General features: G+C 62.8%; 16 protein-coding genes. 7 read left to right on the forward strand and 9 right to left on the reverse strand.

Features of this window, described 5'->3' with window-relative positions; all coding sequences use genetic code 11:
- Positions 1 to 6: 6 nt before the first annotated feature.
- On the forward strand, positions 7 to 525 hold the full coding sequence (locus ACEN8Q_RS26265; protein ID WP_413426437.1) for a single-stranded DNA-binding protein: 519 nt from the start codon (positions 7 to 9) through the stop codon (positions 523 to 525).
- A gap of 100 nt (positions 526 to 625) precedes the next feature.
- Here the strand turns inward: ACEN8Q_RS26265 and ACEN8Q_RS26270 are convergent, their stop codons facing one another.
- Positions 626 to 1174 carry a cysteine hydrolase family protein gene (locus ACEN8Q_RS26270; protein WP_413426439.1) on the reverse strand — a complete coding sequence of 183 codons (549 nt, stop codon included), beginning with the start codon at positions 1172 to 1174 and terminating at the stop codon, positions 626 to 628.
- A gap of 101 nt (positions 1175 to 1275) precedes the next feature.
- Here ACEN8Q_RS26270 and ACEN8Q_RS26275 point away from each other — a divergent pair, with 101 nt between their 5' ends.
- The 3 genes from ACEN8Q_RS26275 to ACEN8Q_RS26285 all read left to right on the forward strand — a co-directional run bounded on the left by ACEN8Q_RS26275 (position 1276) and on the right by ACEN8Q_RS26285 (position 4332).
- Positions 1276 to 2268: a GlxA family transcriptional regulator gene (locus tag ACEN8Q_RS26275; protein WP_413703935.1), complete on the forward strand. Its 993-nt coding sequence runs from the start codon at positions 1276 to 1278 to the stop codon at positions 2266 to 2268.
- A gap of 206 nt (positions 2269 to 2474) precedes the next feature.
- Positions 2475 to 3584, forward strand: a complete 1110-nt coding sequence (locus ACEN8Q_RS26280; protein WP_413426443.1) for a DUF3182 family protein — start codon at positions 2475 to 2477, stop codon at positions 3582 to 3584.
- A complete protein-coding gene (locus ACEN8Q_RS26285; RefSeq protein WP_413426445.1) occupies positions 3574 to 4332 on the forward strand; it encodes an alpha/beta hydrolase family protein in 759 nt (252 codons plus the stop codon). The genes ACEN8Q_RS26280 and ACEN8Q_RS26285 overlap by 11 nt, the downstream gene beginning before the upstream one ends.
- 139 nt (positions 4333 to 4471) lie before the next feature.
- Here the strand turns inward: ACEN8Q_RS26285 and ACEN8Q_RS26290 are convergent, their stop codons facing one another.
- From ACEN8Q_RS26290 to ACEN8Q_RS26305, 4 genes are all read right to left on the reverse strand, one after another.
- On the reverse strand, positions 4472 to 5458 hold the full coding sequence (locus ACEN8Q_RS26290) for a lysylphosphatidylglycerol synthase domain-containing protein (RefSeq protein ID WP_413426447.1): 987 nt from the start codon (positions 5456 to 5458) through the stop codon (positions 4472 to 4474).
- Entirely contained in the window at positions 5445 to 6737 is a 1293-nt protein-coding gene (gene clsB / locus ACEN8Q_RS26295; protein ID WP_413703936.1) for a cardiolipin synthase ClsB, read from the reverse strand. The genes ACEN8Q_RS26290 and clsB overlap by 14 nt, the downstream gene beginning before the upstream one ends.
- The gene (locus ACEN8Q_RS26300; protein WP_413426453.1) at positions 6734 to 7498 is read right to left on the reverse strand and encodes an endonuclease/exonuclease/phosphatase family protein; all 765 of its coding nucleotides are present in this window, start codon (positions 7496 to 7498) and stop codon (positions 6734 to 6736) included. Before ACEN8Q_RS26300 ends, clsB begins: the two co-directional genes overlap by 4 nt.
- A 265-nt stretch (positions 7499 to 7763) precedes the next feature.
- Entirely contained in the window at positions 7764 to 8975 is a 1212-nt protein-coding gene (locus ACEN8Q_RS26305) for an MFS transporter (RefSeq protein WP_413703937.1), read from the reverse strand.
- 230 nt (positions 8976 to 9205) lie between these two features.
- On the opposite strand from ACEN8Q_RS26305, the gene ACEN8Q_RS26310 reads away from it, so the two are divergent.
- Positions 9206 to 11335 (forward strand): mechanosensitive ion channel family protein, encoded by a 2130-nt coding sequence (locus tag ACEN8Q_RS26310; protein ID WP_413703938.1) that lies wholly within the window; start codon positions 9206 to 9208, stop codon positions 11333 to 11335.
- A gap of 108 nt (positions 11336 to 11443) precedes the next feature.
- Here the strand turns inward: ACEN8Q_RS26310 and ACEN8Q_RS26315 are convergent, their stop codons facing one another.
- On the reverse strand, positions 11444 to 15760 hold the full coding sequence (locus tag ACEN8Q_RS26315) for a DNA glycosylase AlkZ-like family protein (RefSeq protein WP_413703939.1): 4317 nt from the start codon (positions 15758 to 15760) through the stop codon (positions 11444 to 11446).
- A gap of 324 nt (positions 15761 to 16084) precedes the next feature.
- Between ACEN8Q_RS26315 and ACEN8Q_RS26320 the strand changes: the two genes are divergently transcribed.
- Together ACEN8Q_RS26320 and ACEN8Q_RS26325 are read left to right on the forward strand one after the other, a co-directional pair.
- A complete protein-coding gene (locus ACEN8Q_RS26320; protein WP_413703940.1) occupies positions 16085 to 16969 on the forward strand; it encodes a sugar nucleotide-binding protein in 885 nt (294 codons plus the stop codon).
- The gene (locus ACEN8Q_RS26325; protein ID WP_413427373.1) at positions 16962 to 17891 is read left to right on the forward strand and encodes an NAD-dependent epimerase/dehydratase family protein; all 930 of its coding nucleotides are present in this window, start codon (positions 16962 to 16964) and stop codon (positions 17889 to 17891) included. The genes ACEN8Q_RS26320 and ACEN8Q_RS26325 overlap by 8 nt, the downstream gene beginning before the upstream one ends.
- A gap of 184 nt (positions 17892 to 18075) precedes the next feature.
- Here ACEN8Q_RS26325 and ACEN8Q_RS26330 read toward each other — a convergent pair whose 3' ends face one another.
- The 3 genes from ACEN8Q_RS26330 to ACEN8Q_RS26340 all read right to left on the reverse strand — a co-directional run bounded on the left by ACEN8Q_RS26330 (position 18076) and on the right by ACEN8Q_RS26340 (position 20807).
- Entirely contained in the window at positions 18076 to 18774 is a 699-nt protein-coding gene (locus ACEN8Q_RS26330; protein WP_413427372.1) for an OmpW/AlkL family protein, read from the reverse strand.
- Between the two features lie 237 nt (positions 18775 to 19011).
- A complete protein-coding gene (locus tag ACEN8Q_RS26335) occupies positions 19012 to 19530 on the reverse strand; it encodes a DUF3299 domain-containing protein (RefSeq protein WP_057400609.1) in 519 nt (172 codons plus the stop codon).
- Between the two features lie 11 nt (positions 19531 to 19541).
- On the reverse strand, positions 19542 to 20807 hold the full coding sequence (locus ACEN8Q_RS26340; protein WP_413703941.1) for an ABC transporter permease: 1266 nt from the start codon (positions 20805 to 20807) through the stop codon (positions 19542 to 19544).
- Between the last annotated feature and the right edge of the window lies 1 nt (position 20808).

Consider the following 20808-nt stretch of genomic DNA (forward strand, 5'->3'; position numbering starts at 1 on the left):
AACGTTATGGCCCGTGGGGTTAACAAAGTCATATTGGTCGGCACTTGCGGCCAGGATCCCGAAGTTCGCTACTTGCCTAACGGTAATGCCGTGACCAACCTGAGTCTGGCGACCAGCGAACAGTGGACCGACAAGCAAACCGGTCAGAAAGTCGAAAAGACCGAATGGCACCGTGTTTCGATGTTCGGCAAGGTTGCGGAAATCGCCGGCGAATACCTGCGTAAAGGTTCGCAGGTGTACATCGAAGGCAAGCTGCAGACCCGCGAGTGGGAAAAAGACGGTATCAAGCGTTACACCACCGAAATCGTGGTCGACATGCAAGGCACCATGCAACTGCTGGGCGGCCGTCCACAGGGCGACCAGCAGGCTCAGGGCGGCGGTAACAACTACCAGCAATCCGCTCCGCGCCAGCAGGCTCCGCGTCCACAGCAGTCGGCACCGCAACAGTCGCGCCCGGCTCCACAGCAGGCTGCTCCTCAGCCGGCTCCGGATTTCGACAGCTTTGATGACGATATTCCGTTCTAAGCAGCTGTAAGCCCCCGAGCTACAAGCGGCAAGCTGAAAAACAAAACCCGCACTTCGGCCTGAAGTGCGGGTTTTTTATTCGTGGTGAAACGCCGTTGCTTCAGGCCGCGAGGTAGTCGGTGGTCGACACCACGCTGGCATACGCAAACGCCAGGGCCGCCATGAACGCCGCATGAACCTGCGCCGCCGGAACCGTCACGCCATTGAACTCCAGGTCGAGGGTGGCACAGGCGTCGTGGATCACGGTGACTTTATAGCCAAAGTCCGCCGCCGCACGGGTGATGCCGTCCACACACATGTGGCTCATGCTGCCCACGACCACCAGCTCCTTGATGCCTTGCTCGTCGAGGATCGACTTCAAGTCGGTTTCGCGGAACGAGTTGACGAAGTGCTTGAGTACCACCGGTTCGTCGGCGCGGTTGAGCACTTTCGGGTGCAGCTTCGCGCCTTCGGAGTCGGGGGTGAAGAACGGTGCGTCGTTGGAGGTGAATTCGTGGCGGATGTGCACCACTGAATCGCCGGCAGCGCGAAAGGCCTCGATCAGGCGGGCGGCGTTGTCTGCGGCGGCGTCAGCACCGACCAGCGGCCACTTGCCTTGGGGGAAGTAGTCGTTCTGGATATCGACTACGATGAGCGCTTGCTTGGCCATGACTGTTTCCTTGAAGTGTATGTTGGTGTGGAATGCAGTATTGGCGCTGGCAGGCGGTCCGGGGATTGGCCGCACCGACAATAAGAGGGGGAAAACTGACAATGGACGCAGAAAGGGCAATCGCCGAACTCGGTGTGCTGATCTATCCCGGCGCGCAGATGGCGGCGGTGCATGGCTTGACGGACTTGTTCGGGGTGGCCAACCGGATCGCCGCCGAGCATCAGACTGCGCAGTTGCCGCTGCTGCGGGTCAGCCATTGGCAGGTCGAAGGTGATCAGCCGCCGGTGCGGGTCTTCGACAGCCATCCCGGCCCGGAGCGCGCCCTGGTGGCCGTGCTGATTCCGCCGTCGATCGGCGGTTTTTCCGAGGGCCAGGCGCCACAGGGATTGATCCGCTGGTTGCGCGAGCAACACGCCGGCGGCGCGACACTGGGCGGAGTTTGCGTGGGCTCGATCCTGTTGGCTGAAAGCGGTCTGCTCGACGGTCGCAGCGCCACCACCCACTGGACCTCGGCCAAAGCCTTCGCCGAACGTTATCCGGCGATCAGGCTCAAGGCCGATACGCCGATTGTCGATGACGGCGACCTGATTACCACTGCCGGGCTGATGGCCTGGTCCGAACTGGGTTTGCGCCTGGTCAACCGGCTGCTGGGACCGAGCATCGCCACCAATACCGCGCGTTTTCTGGTGGTGGAGCACAGCGACAGCGCCAGTGAGTGCGGCAGCAATTTTGCGCCGATCCTCAGTCACGGCGATGCGGCGATCCTCAAGGTGCAACACTGGCTGCAAAGCACCGGGGCGACCGATGTATCGCTGGCGGCGATGGCCGAAAAGGCAGGCCTTGAAGAACGCACCTTCCTGCGCCGATTCCGTGCGGCCACCGGGCTCAAGCCCACTGAGTATTGCCAGCATCTGCGAGTCGGCAAGGCCCGGGAAATGCTCGAATTCACCAACGGCACCATCGACCATATCGCTTGGACCGTGGGTTATCAGGACCCCGGGGCGTTTCGTGCGACATTCAAGAAAATCACCGGGCTGGCGCCGAGTGATTATCGGACGCGGTTCGGGGTGAGCCCTGGATCGGTTGCACGGTAGTTACATCACCTCGGCTCCCTCAGGGTTGGGCTTGAGTCGTGCAAAATGCCGGAATCACTAAGGGCGTCGTGCAGAATAAAACAGGCCCCATGCCATCATCTCCTGTGCAAAGGGCTGATTTGAAATACGTTTCCCCTGAAGCCGCCTTGGCCTGATCCCTGCACCCCTTCAGCTACATTCATCAAGCGTCGATTGAAGGGGGATGCATGACCCCGACAAACCGCAAGAAACTGGTGGTCGCCCATTCGGTGATCGCCGATGCGCCACTGCACGAAGTCGAGACCAACCGTGCGCTGGCCCGCTGGCTGGCGCAGATACTGGGGCTCAAGTACGGCGGCAGTTACGACCCGCAACGGCACGGCGGGCGGGACCTCTACCTGCTGCCGACCCAGACCCTGGTGGGTGCTGCGGCTGCCCGGCGCCTGGGGGTCAAGGGGCCGGAGGATTTGTGGGGCGGTTATGTCGACCACGACTTCATCTGCACCAAAGCCATCAGTCATGGATTGCTCAATCACCATGCCCATGCACCGCAAGGCTGGGCACCCTTGTTTTCCGAGCGGGTGCGCAGCGTAGTACTCGACGGTCTCAGCGTGTTCTCACTCGCGGATGCGCGCCCGGCGGCGGAGCAATTGTTGCAGGCCGGGCCGATCCGCCTGAAGCCGATTCATGCCTGCGCCGGACGCGGTCAGGAAGTGATCAAAAGCCTCGACGAGTTCGATCAAGTGCTTGCCAGGCCAGAGGCTGGGGCCCTGTTCACCGAAGGCGTGGTGCTCGAGCAGGATCTGGACCAGGTGATCACCCACAGCGTCGGCCAGAGTTTTATCGGCGACAGGGTGCTCAGTTACTGCGGAGAGCAATACCTCACCGAAGACGCACAGGGCGAGTCGGTGTATGGCGGTTCCGATCTGCTGGTGGTGTCCGGTGACTACGACCAATTACTGAAACTGGATCTGCCGCAAGACGTGCGCCTGGCGATTCGTCAGGCACAAGTGTTCGACAACGCGGCCGATGAAGCCTATCCCGGCTTTTATGCCTCGCGGCGCAATTACGACATCGCCCAGGGCCTGGACAGCAACGGCCAGCCGCGCAGTGGTGTGCTGGAACAGTCCTGGCGCATGGGCGGTGCCAGCAGTGCCGAGGTAGCGGCCTTGCAGAGTTTCGTCAACGAACCGGGGATGTGCGCGATTCGTGTGTCTTCGGTGGAAACCTATATCGACCAGCCGCTGCCGGCAGACGCCATCGAGGTGTTCCGCGGGCCGGCGCACACCAGTGACTTTCTCCTCAAGTACGTAACGGTTGAATCCTATGACGGCTAGAAGCGAATCCATTCAGATCGACATCGACAACGAACAGATGAGCGGGACGTTTCTGAGCCCCAAATCGAAAGTCCCCGGCGTGCTCTTCGTGCACGGTTGGGGCGGCAGTCAGGAGCGGGACCTGGAACGCGCCAAGGGCATCGCCGGGTTGGGCTGCGTGTGCCTGACCTTCGACCTGCGCGGACACATCGGCGGCACCGGCATTCCATTGTCCCGGGTGACTCGCGAAGATAACCTGCGGGATCTGCTGGCAGCCTATGACCGCTTGCTCGCGCACCCGGCCCTCGATACGTCGGCGATTGCCGTGGTCGGCACCAGCTACGGGGGGTATCTGGCCGCGATCCTGACCTCGCTCAGGCCGGTACGCTGGCTGGCGCTGCGGGTGCCGGCGCTGTATCGCGATGAGCAATGGCACACGCCGAAACGCGATCTGGACAAGCTGGATCTGCATGATTACCGAAGCACCCTGGTGAGTGTCGACGGCAACCGCGCCTTGCATGCCTGTTCGCAATTTACCGGGGACGTCCTGCTGGTGCAGTCCGAGACCGACGACCACGTGCCCCACGCGACGATCATGAGCTACCGGGCGGCCTGCCAGCAGACGCACTCACTGACCCACCGTATCATCGACGGCGCCGATCACGCTTTGAGCGACCCGGTTTCACAGCAGGCGTACACTTCGATCCTCGTCGACTGGATTACCGAGATGGTGGTGGGGGAGCGGTTGAGCATTATTCAATCATCCTGATATTTGTGGTGTTCTTGCAGGCCCCTTCGCGGGCAAGCCCGCTCCCACAGGGTTTTGGGTTGTTCCCAAAAAATGTGTTCACCCTGGATCCTTGTGGGAGCGGGCTTGCCCGCGAAGGCGGACTAGAACACACCACAGATCACTTGGGTTTCCTGGTAATCCGCAATGACTTGGCCTTGGCTTCCACCAGCAGGTACATCACCAGGGCAATCAATAGCGGCACAATGAAATAAATCGCCCGATAGGCCAGCAGTCCCGCCACCAGGCTACCCCGCGAAACCTCGTGTTGCAGCAGCGCCACGAACACCGCCTCGAGCACGCCGAGCCCGGCCGGGATGTGCGTGATGACCCCGGCGATGGCGCTGATCAACAGCACACCCAGTACCAGTGGATAGTCCAGTTTGCTCGGCAGCAACGTGAAAATCACCGCCGCCATCAGCGACCAGTTCAGGGCGCCGAGGGCCAGTTGCAGCACCGCCATGTGCAGTGAGGGCAAGTCGATCTCCACGCCGCGAATCGCCCACTCCCGACGTTTGGCAAACCGGCATGCAGCCAGGTACCCGGCGCTCAGCAGCAGTAACAAAACCCCCACGCCTTGCAGTGCACTGCTGCTGAGTCTCCAGCCCGGCGGCATGCGTACCAGGCCGCTGCAGAACACGGCGCCGGCAATGACCATGTAGCCGAACCAGTTGGTCGCCAGGCTCAGGCCAAGGATTTTCGCGATGTTGCTCTTGCTGACCCCGAGCCGCGAATACAACCGGTAACGCATGGCGATGCCGCCGACCCAGGCGCTCAGGTTCAGGTTGAAGGCGTAGCTGATGATCCCCACGGGCAGGATCTGCTTCCATGTCAGATTCTGGCGAATGTAGGTGCGGCCGATAAGGTCGAAGCAGGCGTACACCAGAAAACTCACCAGGGTCAGCGCCGAGGCAATGATCAGCGTGCGTACCTTGAAATCGGCCAGGTTGTCGAACACTTCGTTCCATTCGATACGCTGGGCGAGCATCGTGAACAGCACGATCAGCATCAGGAAAAACAGCATCGTCAGCGGTCGTTTCCAGCGCTTGAAGTGCGACTTGCCAGCGCTTCTGGCGTGAGTTGCCGTGTGGGTCTCAGCGCGGTTCATGGTCAGCGCTCCCGGTCGGAGGGGGGACAGGTTTCAGGCGAGGTTTATGCGCCGGCAACCAACCGGCCCACGCCGGGAAATGCCGCAGGAAGTGAAACACCAGAAAACCGATGGTCATGTGCCAGACACGTCCGCGTGGCGCGATGTCGGGAGACATGACCTTGCAGTGGTGGTCGCTGAGGTCTTCCAGGCGATCGAACAGATGACGATTGAAGGCTTGGTCGCGGATCAGCACGTTGGCTTCCAGATTCATCGACAGGCTCAACGGGTCGAGGTTGCTGGAGCCGACGGTGCTCCAGTCTTCGTCCACCAACGCGACTTTGCCGTGCAGCGGGCGGTCGCAATACTCGTAGATCTTCACCCCGGACCTGAGCAGGTAGTCGTAGGTCATGCGCGCTGCGAGCCTGGCCACCAGCATGTCTGGCTGCCCTTGCAGGATCAGCCGTACATCCACGCCTCGACGGGCCGCGTTACGGATCTCGCGCAGCAGGTGGAAACCGGGAAAGAAGTAGGCGTTGGCGATCACCACCCGCCGTTGTGCCTGGCGCAACACCTGGCGGTAAACCTCTTCGATGTCGGACGGGTGTTCTCCGTTGTCGCGATACACCAGCCGCACCTGGCCATCGTGATCGCTCAAGGCCAGTTCCGAACGCCGCATCCGGCGCCTTTGCCACCAGTATCTGGCCCGCACCGGGCGACCGCATTGCAGCAGGGCGAAGTGATGGATGTCGGCCACCGCCGGGCCTTGCACCTCCACGGAATAGTCCTGTTTGGCCTCGGGGCCGAAGTCGGCCAGATGATCGGCGGAAAAATTGATCCCGCCGATGAAGGCGATGCTGCCGTCCACCACCACTATCTTGCGGTGCAGACGCCGGAACCAGTTGGTGCGGATGCCCAGGCGTTTCGGTGCCGGGTCGAACATTTGCAGGTGCACGCCGGCCGCGGTCAGGGCGCTGAGGAACCCCGCACTCAGTTCGCCGCAACCAAACCCGTCGAGACTGACGGTGGTGCGCACGCCGCGCTGAGCGGCTTCGATCAGAATCTGTTGCAGCTCATTGCCAACCTTGTCCTCGAACACAATGAACGTTTCCAGCAGGATTTCACTTTGCGCCCGACGCAGGGCTGCAAATACCCGGGGGAAAAACGCTTCGCCGTTTTCCAGCAACTCGACGCGATTGCTGCCTTGCCAGCCGTATTCGACATCGACCGCTGCCGGTTCGCGGATCGGCGGGGCGGGGATGTCTTGCAACGTGGTTTTTTCCATCGACTGGCTGCTCATAGCTCGATCTCCACCGACAGCGGGGCGTGGTCGGAAAGGTGCGACCAGGGCCGGGTGGTCAGCACTTGCGGATGGCTGGCCTTGAGGTTGCGCACGTAGATGCGGTCCAGGCGCAATGTCGGCAAGCGCGCGGGGAAACTGCGCGCCGGTTTGCCATGGTGCGCGGCGAAGACTTCGCGCAAACCGCTTGGCTTGAGCAATGCATCGGCGCGCTGGCGCCAGTCGTTGAAATCCCCGGCGACGATCACTGGGGCGTCGACCGGCAGGGCGTCCAGGCGCTGGGCAAGCAATTTCAGTTGCGCCGTGCGGTGGCTTTCGCGCAGCCCCAGGTGCACGCAAATGGCATGCACTTCCCGGCCGTCGTCGGGCATGCGCAGCACACAATGCAGGAGCCCGCGGTTCTCGTGACCGCCGATGGACACGTCGAGGTTGTCGTGGCGGATGATCTGGAATTTCGACAGCAGCGCATTGCCGTGATCGCCCGCCGGATACACCGCATTGCGTCCATAGGCGAACTGCGGCCACAGGGTGTCGGCGAGGAACTCGTATTGCGGCATCGTCGGCCAGTTGGTGTAGCGCTTGGGGTGCTGTTCGTGGGTGCCGTGGACTTCCTGCAAAAACACCACATCGGCAGACACACTGCGCACCGCTTCACGCAGTTCCGGCAGGATGAAACGCCGGTTGAGTGCGGTGAAACCTTTATGGGTATTGACCGTCAGCACCTTGAAACGACAAGTGACGGACGGCCCCTGTACCTGCATGTCGGTTGCGTTTGAGTGTGCGGGAATATCGGTGTGATTCGCTGTCATGTCGCCTCCCGCCTGACGGCCCCTGTTTTTGGATGACTCCGGGGCGGCGGCGAAAGTTTCGATGGGGCTACGGACGGTACACAGTCTTGAACTCACATCCATCCAATGTGGGAGCGGCGGTGCGGCGATCCGACTTGCTCGCGAAAGGGGCGTATCAGTCACATCAATGCTGGATGTGCCGACGCCTTCGCGAGCAAGCCCGCTCCCACAGGGTGTATCAGTGGCCGGTGATAACGCGGGCAGAACCCTCGGCCTGTTCGGCGAACACCGGGCCGAGGCGGTCAAGGCGTCCACTCCACGCGGTCAATGCCAGCGCCAGCAACACCACCAGGCCGCCGATCCATGCGGTGTGAATCAACCCCATGTGGGCGACGATCAGGCCGCCGCCCCACGCGCCGCCGGCAATGCCGAGGTTGAACGCCGCGATGTTCAGGCCGGATGCTACGTCCACGGCCTGCGGAGTGTGATGTTCGGCCTGGCGCACCACGTACACCTGCAATCCCGGCACGTTGCCGAATGCCACGGCGCCCCAGACCAGCACGGTGACCAGCGCGAGCCAAGGATTGCCGGCAGTGAAGGTCAGCACGAACAACACGGCGGCGAGCAGGGCAAAAATGATTTTCAGGGCGCTGATCGGGCCGTGTTTGTCCGCCAGCTTGCCGCCCCAGATGTTGCCGACGGCCACGGAGATGCCGTAGACCAGCAATACCAGGCTGACGGTGCTGGCGCTGAAACCGGAGAGGTCCTGGAGAATCGGGGCGAGGAAGGTAAAGGCGATGAACGAGCCGCCGTAGCCGACGGCCGTCATGGCATACACCAGCAACAGGCGCGGTTTCTTGAGCACCTGCAATTGTTGCAACAACGACGCGGGTTTGCTGTGGGCGATGTTGTTCGGCACGTAAATCAGGCTGCCAACGAAGGCGATGACACCCAATGCCGAAACAGCGAGGAAGGTTTCACGCCAGCCGAAATGCTGGCCGATGAATGTCCCCAGTGGCACGCCGGTGACCAGCGCCACGGTCAGGCCGGTGAACATGATGGCAATCGCGCTGGCGGCTTTTTCCTTCGGCACTAGACTGGTGGCGATGGTCGAGCCGATCGAGAAAAACACCCCGTGGGCCAGGCCGGTGACGATCCGCGCGAGGATCAACGACTCGTAGCTCGGTGCTTGCCACGCCAGCAGATTGCCGAGGGTGAACAGCACCATCAGCGATAACAGCAGCAACTTGCGTGGAACCTTGCCGGTGAGGGCGGTCAGCACCGGGGCGCCGACGGCAACGCCAAGGGCATACAGGCTGACCAGCAGGCCGGCGGATGGCAGGCTGACCCCGAGGTCGGCACCAATGGTGGGTAACAGGCCAACGATGACGAACTCGGTCGTCCCGATGGCAAAGGCGCTGAGGGTCAGCGCGAGCAAGGCAATGGGCATTTCTGCAACTCCGGAGATTGATTCGATGGAGCGCAGTGTCGGGGTTCGGGTTGTGCGGAAAAATACAGGGACGGACATTTGATATTTGCCTTGGACGCAAAGATCGCGAGCGCGAGTGCTAGTCTGTGCCACAGGAAGGCATCGTCGTCCTGCTATCTGCGGGCAATAGCCGAACTTGCCCGGCATTTCTCGATCAGTTCCTTACCGACACAGCCAAAGGAGCGGGTGCTTTGATCAGGCTCAAGACCGCGATACTGCTGGGGGCGTTGCTGTTTCTGGGCAGCGAGCAACTGGAAGCCGCCGCGATACCGGGGCTGCCGGCCACCGCGACCGCCGCGACGCCGCCGGCACACCCCGAGCCGCTGGTGCAAGGCGGGTTACTGGGGGCCATCAGTTCAAGCATCGACGAGGTCCAGTCCAGGCTTGATCTCAATCAGAACCTGGTCGACGCCTGGCGCCTGCGTGCCGACCGCGCGGCCGATGAAGTGGATCAGTTGGTCAATCAGCCTTCGGCCCGTTCGGCCTGGAGCGTCGCCAGCGATTTCCTGCTGTTGACCTGCGTGTGGGCGGCCGTGTTTGCCTGTCTTTGGCTGCTAGGGCGGATGATCGCCAGGCGCCTGTGCGAGCACCGTTTACTGCTCAGTCGCGAACGGGGCCAGGCGTTGCTCGGTTACGTGCTGCCCTACACCTTGCCGGCGGTGGTCAGTCTGCCGTTAACGATTTATGCCAGCCAGTTTTTGCCGATATCGGCCGGTCGGGCGCTGGCGCTGTGTCTGGCTTATGCCGCGAGCGCGGGGATATTTTCCGCGTCATTGGTGATGTCGCTGGTGGTGGCGTTCAATGCCGGGCACAAGCGGCGGGCGGTGCAGATCATCCGCGAGAACAGTCCCCGGCCGTTATTCGGTATCGGCTTTCTGGTGGCCTTGAGCGATGCCCTGACCAGTCCGCAGATCGCCCATCAACTGGGCAACAATCTCACCAGCAGCATCGCCGTGTTCACCGGGTTGGCGGCGTCGATTGCCTTCGGCTTGCTGGTGATCCGCATGCGTCGCCCGGTGGCCCATGTGATCCGCATCCTGCCGCTGGCCCAGCGCCTCGGTCAGCCGGCATTGCGTGAAACCCTGCGGATATTTTCCGGGCTTTGGTATTGGCCGATTCTGTTGATGGTACTGGTGTCGATCGTCAACCTGATCGGTGCCGGGGCGGACAACCAGAGAGTGCTGCGCAGCGCCTTGTTCACCACGGTGTTGCTGATTGCCACGGTGTTTCTCAGCACCACGCTGCACCATCTGTTCAAGGCGCGCAGCGCAGCGGACCTGCGCCGCAGCGGCGCCTACAAGGAGCGTTTTCTCAACTTGTCCCATGCCTTAGTGCGCATCGGCATGGCCATCGTGTTCATCGATATCCTCGGGCGGATCTGGGGCGTGTCGCTGTTCGAATTCGCGGTGAGCAATGCCGTGGGCCGGGCGATCAGTGATTCCCTGAGCCACATCGGCCTGATCCTGCTGGTGACCTGGATGGTCTGGGTGGTGCTCGACACGGCGATTCAGGAAGCCCTGAAACCACCGGCCAACAAGCGCTCGGCGCGCCAGCCCAGTACGCGGGTGAAAACCATCCTGCCGCTGCTGCGCAACGCGATCAAAATCATCCTGGTGGTGATTTGCGCGATCACCACCATGGCCAACCTGGGGATCAACGTCGCGCCGTTCCTGGCCGGTGCCGGGGTCATCGGCCTGGCAATCGGTTTCGGCTCCCAGCAGCTGGTGCAGGACGTGATTACCGGGTTGTTCATCATCATCGAAGACACCCTGTCCATCGGCGACTGGGTGGTGCTGGATTCCGGGCATGCCGGCACGGTCGAAGGCCTGACCATCCGCACCTTGCGCCTGCGCGACGGCAAGGGTTTCGTGCACTCGGTGCCGTTCGGGCAGATCAAGGCCGTGACCAACCAATCGCGGCAATTCGCCTATGCGTATTTCTCGGTGCAATTCACCTATGACACCGATGTCGACAAAGCCATCGAGCTGATCCGCGAGGCAGGGCATTCCATCAGCAGCGACCCGTTCCTGCGCTACAACCTGCAAGGGCCGCTGGATGTGTTTGGCGTCGACAAGATGGACCTCAACGGCGTGGTGCTGACCGCGCAATTCCGCACGGTGTCCGGTGGCCAGTATGCCGTGAGCCGGGCCTTCAACCAGCGCCTGAAAAAGCTTGTGGATAACTGCCCGTGGGTGCATTTCGCGCAGACTTATCCACAACAGGCGCTGGTACCGAGGCATCCGGTCGAGCCACCACTCGAGGCCGTGCATGAGCCGGATCATTCGGCGGTGCTGATGCCGGATCGGCCGCGGTCGCAGTAAGTCGTCAAGGAAATCTTCGGAGGCTGTGATGGCCTCAGAGGGATTTATGAACGACACAGATCAACTGTGGGAGCGGGCTTGCTCGCGAAGGGGGCAGACCAGACAACCTCAATGCCGGATCAGTTTGCTGCGCACCCCGGCACCCGCCTGCTGATCCAGCTCCACCCAGATCTGCTGCTTGCCGGCAATCTCTGCGGCGACTGGCAACCCGTCGCGATACACCAGCCGATTGCTCGCCAGTGCCGGCACCTTCGCTCCCGGCAACAACGTGCCGGCGAGATTCAGCGGATCGACCCCGCACACCGCGACCAGACTGCCGTCATGAGGCTTGCGCCGCACCTCCCGCAACAATGGAATCGCCTCGGGCAAGGCGAATTGCTCACCCGCCAGGCCGCTGACAAACCGTCCGCCACGAATCTCACCGCGTGCCTCCAGACGATGGAACGTACGCAGCAGTTCGCGCCAGCCCGGTAGCCAGTCCGCCTCTCGTTCCAGCAAGCGCCAGAACACCACGCCGTAGCGGCGCAGCAACGTCATGGCGATGTGTTCCAGCGTTTCGGCCGGTGCTGGCGCGGGACGCTGGTTTTCCGCCACCGGTGCGGCAGGCGCGCGTCGCAACAGGGCCCAGCGCCCGGCATCGTCCATGCCTCCGATGAATGCTCCGCGCCCACGCCGACTGTTGCGTGGCTGGCGCTTGCTGGCCGGGGTGATCAGTGCGCGCAACCCGGCGAAGCTGTCGGCGTTCACCAGCCCGGCGCCCACCAGTTCCTGCAGGGCGATTTCCAGTTCCGAACGCAGCAGATGGGCCTCATGGATCAGCTCATCGAAAAACAGCGCGCCGTGCTGGCTGAGGGCGGCGTGGACCTTTTGCGTTTTCGGCGACAGTTCGCTGACCGGCGTCTGCTCGGTCAAGCCGCTCCAGAGGCCGACCCGGTTGCGTGGCAACAAGACAATCGGCGTGCTGCGCAGGGCGGTGCTGGCGCTTTTGTTGTGTGCAGTCAGGCGTGTCCACACCAGTCTGCCGCTGCGGCACAACTCATCCAGCCAGGACGCCGAGTAGTCCTTGATTCGCGCCGGCAGGATGTCGCTGTCCCAGGCTGAAGCGGCGGCGGGGTAGCCCTCGAATTGCGCGACGACGGCTGGCAATACCGCCGCGCCCCGGCCCTGGCTTGCGCTCGACACATGCTGCCAGTCGAACAGGAATCGCATGAAATCCTGCAACGCCACCGGTTCGATTTCCCGACGCAGGCGCTTGACCGTATAGCGGTGAATCCGCGCCAGCAAATGTCGCTCGCACCATTCTTCCTGAGCGGTGCCCGGGGTGAAGCGGCCGCGCAGCACGTAGCCTTCGCGTTCCAGTTGCGCCAGGGCTTGATTGACCTGCGCGGCGGGCAAGGCGAGTGGTTCGGCAATGGCATTGAGTGGGAGCGGTCCGAAGGCGCTGAGCCTTGCGCGGATCAGTTCGAGTACGGCTTCCTCGGGCGCCCAGGCTTCATCGAAGTCCGGTAGCACTTGCAGGGGCGGCGTCATTTCGGCCTGTGGATAAATCGCCCGCAGGCAGGTCAGGCGCTCCAGCGCCAGCCACAGCGATTGCCCGGCGTTGATCTGCATACGGCTCGCGCGTCCGCTGTCGGCCAGGGTATCGAGCCAGTCGAGCCATTGCGGATTGGCGCTGGCCTCGGCATCGCTGATGCACGCCAGGCTCATCAAGGCCTCGTGCATTTCATCGACACCGGAGGGTGCCGGCCAGGCTTCGTCGCGCACGGCGGCAATCGCTTCGGCGTCCAGCGCGCTGAGGTCGTCAGTGGATTGCGGGTCGCTCCAGCGGCGATTGAGCACCGCTTGGGTACGGCGTTCCTCCAGCGGCGCATCGTCGAGAAAGGTATAGGGCCGGGCGCTGAGAATCTCCGCCGCCAGCGGCGAGGGCGTCGGCAAGTCGCGGCTGATCAGGCGAATGTCGCCGCGCTCCATGCGCCGCAACAAGGCCAGCCAGCCTTCACTGTCCATGGCATCGTGCAGGCAGTCGTCGAGGGTTTGCTCTACCAGCGGATGGTCGGGAATCTCCCGTTCGCCGGCGAGGTTTTCCACGCAGGCGATCTGATCGGGAAACACGCTGGCAATCAGGTCTTCGCTTTTCATCCGCTGGATCTGCGGCGGGACTTTGCGTCCGCCGCTGTAGCGCGGTAGCGCCAGGGCCACCCCGGCATTCCAGCGCCAGCGCACGCCGAACAGCGGCGCGTCGAGCACGGCCTGAATCAGCAGGTGCTCGGCGCTGTTGCTGTGCAGGTAGCGCCAGACATCGTCCAGTTCAAAACTGTGGCTGGTGGACAGCGACAGCACGATGGCGTCTTCGCTGGCGGCGGCCTGCAATTCGAAGTTGAAGGTGCGACAGAAACGCTTGCGCAGGGCCAGGCCCCAGGCACGGTTGATGCGGCTGCCAAACGGCGTGTGAATGACCAGTTGGGTGCCGCCGGATTCGTCGAAAAAACGCTCCATCAGCAGCGTGTCCTGTGATGGCAGGGCGCCCAGCGTTTGCCGTGCACGGGCCAGGTAGTCCACCAGTTGTCCGGCGCTGGCGAGGTTCAGGCCCAGGGTGTCAGTCAGCCAGTCGAGCGCTGGCTGCAAGTTGCCAGGCGCGGCACCCAGCAGGTCGTCGAGTTGAGCCTGCAAGCGTGCCACCGCCGAAGACAATTCGGCACTGCGCCCCGGCGCCTCCCCAAGCCAGAACGGAATGGTCGGTGGCTGGCCCTGGGCATCCTCGACCCGCACCTTGCCGGTTTCCACGCGCAGGATCCGATAGGACGTATTGCCCAACTGGAAGATATCCCCGGCGATGCTTTCCACCGCGAAGTCTTCGTTGATGGTGCCAATGTTCAGCCCTTGAGGCTCCAGCAATACGCTGTAGTCGGCGTTGTCCGGAATGGTCCCGCCACTGGTCACCGCCGTCAGTTTTGCGCCCCGGCGACCGCGCAGGGTACGGTTCACGGCGTCGCGGTGCAGGTAGGCGCTGCGCATGCCTTGTCGCCCGTTGTAGCCCTCGGTGAGCATGTGCAGCAGCGCCTGATAGTGTTTGTCGTCGAGTCCGGCGTAGGGCGCGGCGCGGCGCAGCATCTCCAGCAGCGCCTGTTCCGACCACTCCTGGCAACTGACTTCGGCGATGATCTGTTGTGCCAGCACATCCAGCGGCGCTTGCGGGATCAACAAGGTATCGAGTTCGCCCCGGCGCACGCAGTCGAGCAGCGCGGCGCATTCGATCAGGTCGTCGCGGGTGGTGGCGAACAAACGGCCCTTGGGCGTACCGCCGACCTGGTGCCCGGAGCGGCCGACCCGTTGCAGAAACCCGGCAATCGAACGCGGCGAGGCGATCTGGCACACCAGGTCGACGTCGCCGATATCGATCCCCAGTTCCAGCGACGCCGTGGCAATCAGCACTTGCAAGTCGCCGCGCTTGAGTCGCTGCTCGGCGTCCAGGCGAAACTCCTTGGCCAGGCTGCCGTGGTGGGCGGCCACGGCGTCCTTGCCCAGGCGTTCGCTCAGGTGACGGCTCAGGCGTTCGGCCAGGCGCCGCGTGTTGACGAAAATCAGCGTGGTCCGGTGTTCCCGGGCGAGGGCGGCGAGGCGGTCGTAGACCAGTTCCCAGACATCGTTGGCCATCACTGCCGACAGCGGCACGGGCGGCACTTCGATGTCCAGGTCGCGGGGGCGGGCGTGGCCGATGTCGACGATCTCGCACGGACGCTCGCGACCGACGAGGAAGCGCGAGACGGCTTCGATCGGTTTTTGCGTGGCCGACAGACCGATGCGCAGAAGTGGTTGTGCGCACAGTGCCTGCAGGCGTTCAAGGCTCAGCGTCAGATGGCTGCCGCGTTTGTTGGCGGCCATGGCGTGGATTTCGTCGATGATCACCGTTTGTGTCGTGCCGAGCATCTGCCGACCGGAATCGGAACCGAGCAACACGTACAGGGATTCCGGCGTGGTCACCAGAATGTGCGGTGCCGTCTTGCGCATCGCCGAACGATCTTTTTGTGGTGTGTCGCCGGTGCGCACGGCCGTGGTGATCTGCAATTCGGGCAGGCCCATCAGACGCAATTGCTCGGTAATGCCGGCCAGCGGGTTTTGCAGGTTGATCTGGATATCGTTGGACAGCGCCTTGAGCGGCGAGACGTAGACCACCAGGGTGGCGTCGGGCAGGCCTTCGGGGCTTTCCAGGCCGCGATGCACCAGGTCATCGATGACGGCGAGGAAGGCGGTGAGGGTTTTGCCGGAGCCGGTGGGCGCGGCGATCAGGGTCGAGCGCTGCTGGCGGATCAACGGCCACGCCCGGGCCTGGGCGGCGGTGACCGCTGCGAACGTGTGGCTGAACCAGGCGCTGACGGCAGGGTGAAAGCCGCTCAGCGCACTGTCTGCGGGGATGGGCAGGTTCATGCAGCAAGTTATGCGGGTGGGGGCGAAAGATGCAAGTACCACTCAGGGATCTCTATTGGCTGACAGGGCCCCTTCGCGGGCAAGCCCGCTCCCACAGTGTCCGTGTCGTTCACAAATTACCTATTCACAGAAAATCCCTGTGGGAGCGAGCTTGCTCGCGATGAGGCCAGTGGCAGCACCACAAATCCCTGACATCTACACTTTACGGATGACGGTTGCGCACTAAACCCGCAAAATGCAACGATTCCGGCAATTACCAACGACATCGCCTGGGCGCGGTGTCGATAAAGCCATTGTTTCAATCAGACTGGGCCTGCTGACTCTATGCGAATGCGCCTTATGTTACTGGGCGGCGGAAATGCCCTTGGGCAGGCGCTGATTCGCCTCGGTGCGGAGGAAGACATCGGCTTCCTCGCCCCCCGCCCGCCGCAAGACGGCTGGGATGCCGCGAGCCTGACACAACTGCTCGACGACACCCGTCCCGATGCATTGATCAACCTTGCCTACTACTTCGACTGGTTTCAGGCAGAGGCGGTGAGCGAACAGCGCCTGGCCGGCCAGGAGCGTGCGATCGAGCGTCTGGCGGAACTGTGCCAGCACCACAACATCGTTCTGCTGCAACCTTCCAGCTATCGCGTGTTCGACGGTTCCCGCGCCACGGCCTACAGCGAAAAAGACGAACCCGTGCCACTGGGCCTGCGGGGCCAGGCGTTATGGCGGATCGAACAGAGCGTTCGCGCCACCTGCCCGCAACACGTACTGCTGCGTTTCGGCTGGCTGCTGGACGACAGCCCGGACGGCACCCTTGGCCGCTTCCTCGCCCGTGCCGAACAACCCGAAGAACTGCTGATGGCCGACGACCGGCGCGGCAATCCGACGCCGGTCGACGACGCCGCCCGTGTGATCATTTCAGTCCTCAAGCAACTCGATTGCGCTGCGCCGCTGTGGGGCACCTACCACTACGCCGGACATGAGGCGACCACGCCGCTGGCGCTGGGGCAGGCTATTCTGAGCGAAGCCCGCAGCCTGCATCCGCTGGCCATCGAAGCCCCGACCGCCCAGGCCCACGCCGCGCGTCCGGATGCTGCCGAAGAACCGCAACATGCGGTATTGGCCTGCAAAAAAATTCTGCACACCTTCGGGATCAAGCCGCGCGCCTGGCGTGCGGCGCTTCCCGCTCTACTGGACAGGTTCTATCGCCATGGCTGACGGTCCCGTTTTGATCACCGGTGGTGCCGGTTTCATTGGTTCGCACCTGACTGACGCCCTGCTTGCCAAGGGCCATGCGGTGCGAATTCTCGATGACCTGTCCAGCGGCAAGCGCAGCAATCTGCCGCTGGACAATCCCAAGGTCGAACTGATCGTCGGTGACGTCGCCGATGCGACGCTGGTTGCCCAAGCGATGGCCGGTTGCAGCGCCGTGGCGCATCTGGCGGCCGTGGCCTCGGTTCAGGCGTCGGTGGACGACCCGGTGCGCACGCACCAGAGCAACTTCATCGGTACGCTGAACGTCTGCGAAGCCATGCGCCAGGCCGGGGTCAAGCGCGTGCTGTTTGCCTCCAGCGCGGCGGTGTACGGCAACAATGGCGAGGGCGAGTCGATCGACGAAGACACGCCTAAAGCGCCGCTGACGCCCTATGCGGCGGACAAACTGGCCAGCGAGCACTACTTCGATTTCTACCGCCGCCAACATGCGCTGGAACCGGTGGTTTTCCGCTTCTTCAACATCTTCGGCCCGCGCCAGGATCCGTCCTCGCCGTACTCCGGGGTGATCAGCATTTTCAGCGAGCGCGCGCAAAAGGGCCTGCCGATCACCGTGTTCGGCGATGGCGAGCAGACCCGGGATTTTGTCTACGTCGAAGACCTGGTTGACTTGCTGGTGCAGGCCATCGAGAAGCCGATGGTCGAAGTCGGTGCAGTCAACGTTGGCTGGAACCAGGCAACGACCCTCAAGCAAATGCTCGAAGCGCTCGAAGCCGTGGTTGGCAAGCTGCCACCGGTGAGCTACGGCCCGGCGCGCTCCGGTGACATTCGTCATTCCCGGGCGAACAACCGGCGTCTGTTGGAACGCTTCACTACCACAGAGCAGACACCGATGCGTGTGGGGCTGGCGCGGTTGCTGGGGCGATAGATCACTTGCATGCGGACATGAAAAAGGCGCCTTTTTACAGGCGCCTTTTTCACGGCCGGAATTTACCTTGAAGCGGATAGATTCCCTGTGGCGAGGGGGCTTCCCCCGTTCGACTGCATGGCAGTCGCCGTCAGTTTCAAGTCTGCTCGCCACCAAGCCTCATTCACCACCACGTGAACGTTCTTTAGAACTTGTAGCCCAGGCCAACCATGTACACAAACGGATCGACGTCCACGTTGACCTTGGCGCGGGTGCCTGGGGCAATGGCGTTGTTTTCCACCGTGGCGCGGGTGTCGATGTCGATGTAGCGCACCTGGGCGTTGAGCAGGACATTGTCGGTCAGCATGTAGTCGGCACCCACCTGCCAGGCCAGACCCCAGGAGTTTTTCGCCTTGAAGTTGCTGAAGCCGGCGGACTCGGCATCGCTGCTGAGGTTTTCGTCGTAGATCCAGGTGTAGTTGATGCCACCGCCGACGTACGGCTGGAACGCCGACTTCGAATCCAGCGGGTAGTAGACCAGGCTCAGGGTGGGCGGCAGGTGTTTCAGGGAGCCGAGTTTGCCGTTGGCAGCAGGCAGGGCGGTACCTTTGAGTTTCACGTCATGCTCGAACGGGGTGGCCGCGAGCAGTTCGATCCCCCAGTTGTTGGTGATCATGTAGGCGAAGTTCAGGCCCAGCTGTGTGTCGCTGTCCATGGTCGCCTTGCCGCCCAGGTTGGTGCCGGCCAGTGGACCTTGATCGACCTTCACGCTGGAGCTGTCGGCTTTCGGGTTAACCGTGATGGCGCCCGCACGAAGGATGATGTCACCGGCCTCGTGGGCGTGGGCGAGCGGGGCTGCGAGCGCGAGGGCAACCAGCGAAGCGCTGAGCATGGACTTGTTCATGGGGGCTCCAGAGGACGTTAAAAATTTTGATGTCCAATGGTAAGCCGGCTAACTATTCGGTCTTTTGATGCAGCTCAAGGAAAGTGGGAAGGGGGTGGATTTTGTGGTGTTTTTGCTGGCCTCTTCGCGAGCAAGCCCGCTCCCACACTGGAATGTGTTCCCCCCTGTGGGAGCGGCGGTGCGGCGATCCGACTTGCTCGCGAAGACGGCATTTCCGACAGCACAAAACGACCGGTTTCACTCCGGCAGTTCATACAGATAAATCTTGTCCGCCTCCATCTGATATCCGGCATCCGCCAGCTCACTGGTGGATGCCTTGACCTGCAACGCGCCTTCGATCCAGTACGGCTGATACAGCTCGTCGAGCTTCACGCCGACCTCGCTCTTGACGTGCACGATCTGGTTCGACGGTGGTGGCGGTACGTGGATGCAGGCGCCGAAATACGGCACCAGCAGAAACTCCGTGGTACGTCCTTCCTCGCTCACTTCCAGCGGCACGATGTAGCCCGGCAGGCGAATGCTCTGGCCATCGAGGGCCTTGACCACTGGTGCGTTGGGCAGGTCCTGCTTGGCGGCCGGTGCCGACTCGGCCGACAGGGCATTGCTCATCTGCGACAGGTCATGCAGCGGCGTCATGTTCGGCACTTCTTTCGGCGCATCCGGCGGGATCATCTCCGACCAGGTCAGGTCTCGCGGCTGGGCGGCCCACAAGGGCAGGGCGACCAGCATCAACAGCGCAAGTACAGCGCGGGGCATTTTCAACGTCCTCATAAACGGATCGACAGGCCATCGGCCAGGGATTGGCGATAGGCGCGCCAGGCCGGCACGCTGCCCATCAGCAGCGCGGCGACGAGGATGCCACCGAGTAGCGTCCATTCATACTCGCTTGGCCAGGACAGCGGCAGGAACAGGCCGTAGTTGGCTTGCACATAACCCTGGGCCGCCGCGATGCACACATACAGCAACGCCACACCGGCGATCACGCCCGACAGCGCGAGGGCAAAGGCTTCGAGCACCAGCAGCGTCGCGATATGCCACGGTCGCGCCCCCACCGAACGCAGGATCGCCATTTCCCGGCGGCGTTCGTTGAGGCTGGTGAGAATGGCCGTCAGCATGCCGATCAGTCCGGTCAGCACCACAAACAGCGAAACCACGAACAAGGCTTTTTCCGCCGTGCCCATCAGGCTCCACAGCTCTTGCAACGCCACGCCCGGCAGGATCGCCAGCATCGGCTCCCCGCGGAACTCGTTGATTTCCCGTTGCAGGGCAAAGGTCGAAATCTTGTTGTTGAGGCCGAGCATGAACGCGGTGATCGCCTGCGGCGTGAGGTCCATGTTGCGCGCTTGATCGGCCGTGATGCGACCCTCGCCCCGGGCCGGTACGCCGTTATGCCAGTCGATATGAATCGCTTCCATGCCGCCAAGGCTGATGTGCAGCGTGCGGTCCACCGGGGTGCCGGTGCGCTTGAGAATTCCAACCACGGTGAACGGCTTGTCGTCGTGCTTGACCAGGCTGATCGCCGCCACGCCGTGGGCCAGCACCAGTTTGTCGCCGAGTTTGTAATGCAGTGCGTCGGCCACTTCGGCACCGAGCACCACTTCGAACGGGTCGGTGGCGAAGGCCCGGCCATCGGCCAGCTCCAGGTGTTGCTGGCGTCCGTACTGGTAGTGCTCGAAGTAGGCTTCGGTGGTGCCCATCACCCGGTAGCCGCGATGGGAGTCGCCGAGGGACATCGGGATGGCCCACTTCACTTTCGGGTTGTTGGCGAAGTGCTCGAAGCTGTCCCAACGGATGTTGTTGGTGGCGTTGCCGATGCGGAACACCGAGTACAACAACAGGTTCACCGAGCCGGAGCGGGCGCCGACGATCAGGTCGGTGCCGCTGATGGTGCTGGCGAAACTGGCCTTGGCTTCGGTGCGCACGCGCTCCACCGCCAGCAGCAGGCACACCGACAGGGCGATGGCGAACGCTGTGAGGATCGCGGTGAAGCGGCGGTTAGCCAGGCTGGCCATGGCTAGACGAAACAAATACATC

Source organism: Pseudomonas sp. Pseusp16 (assembly GCF_047324915.1).
Taxonomy (GTDB): domain Bacteria; phylum Pseudomonadota; class Gammaproteobacteria; order Pseudomonadales; family Pseudomonadaceae; genus Aquipseudomonas; species Aquipseudomonas fluorescens_CD.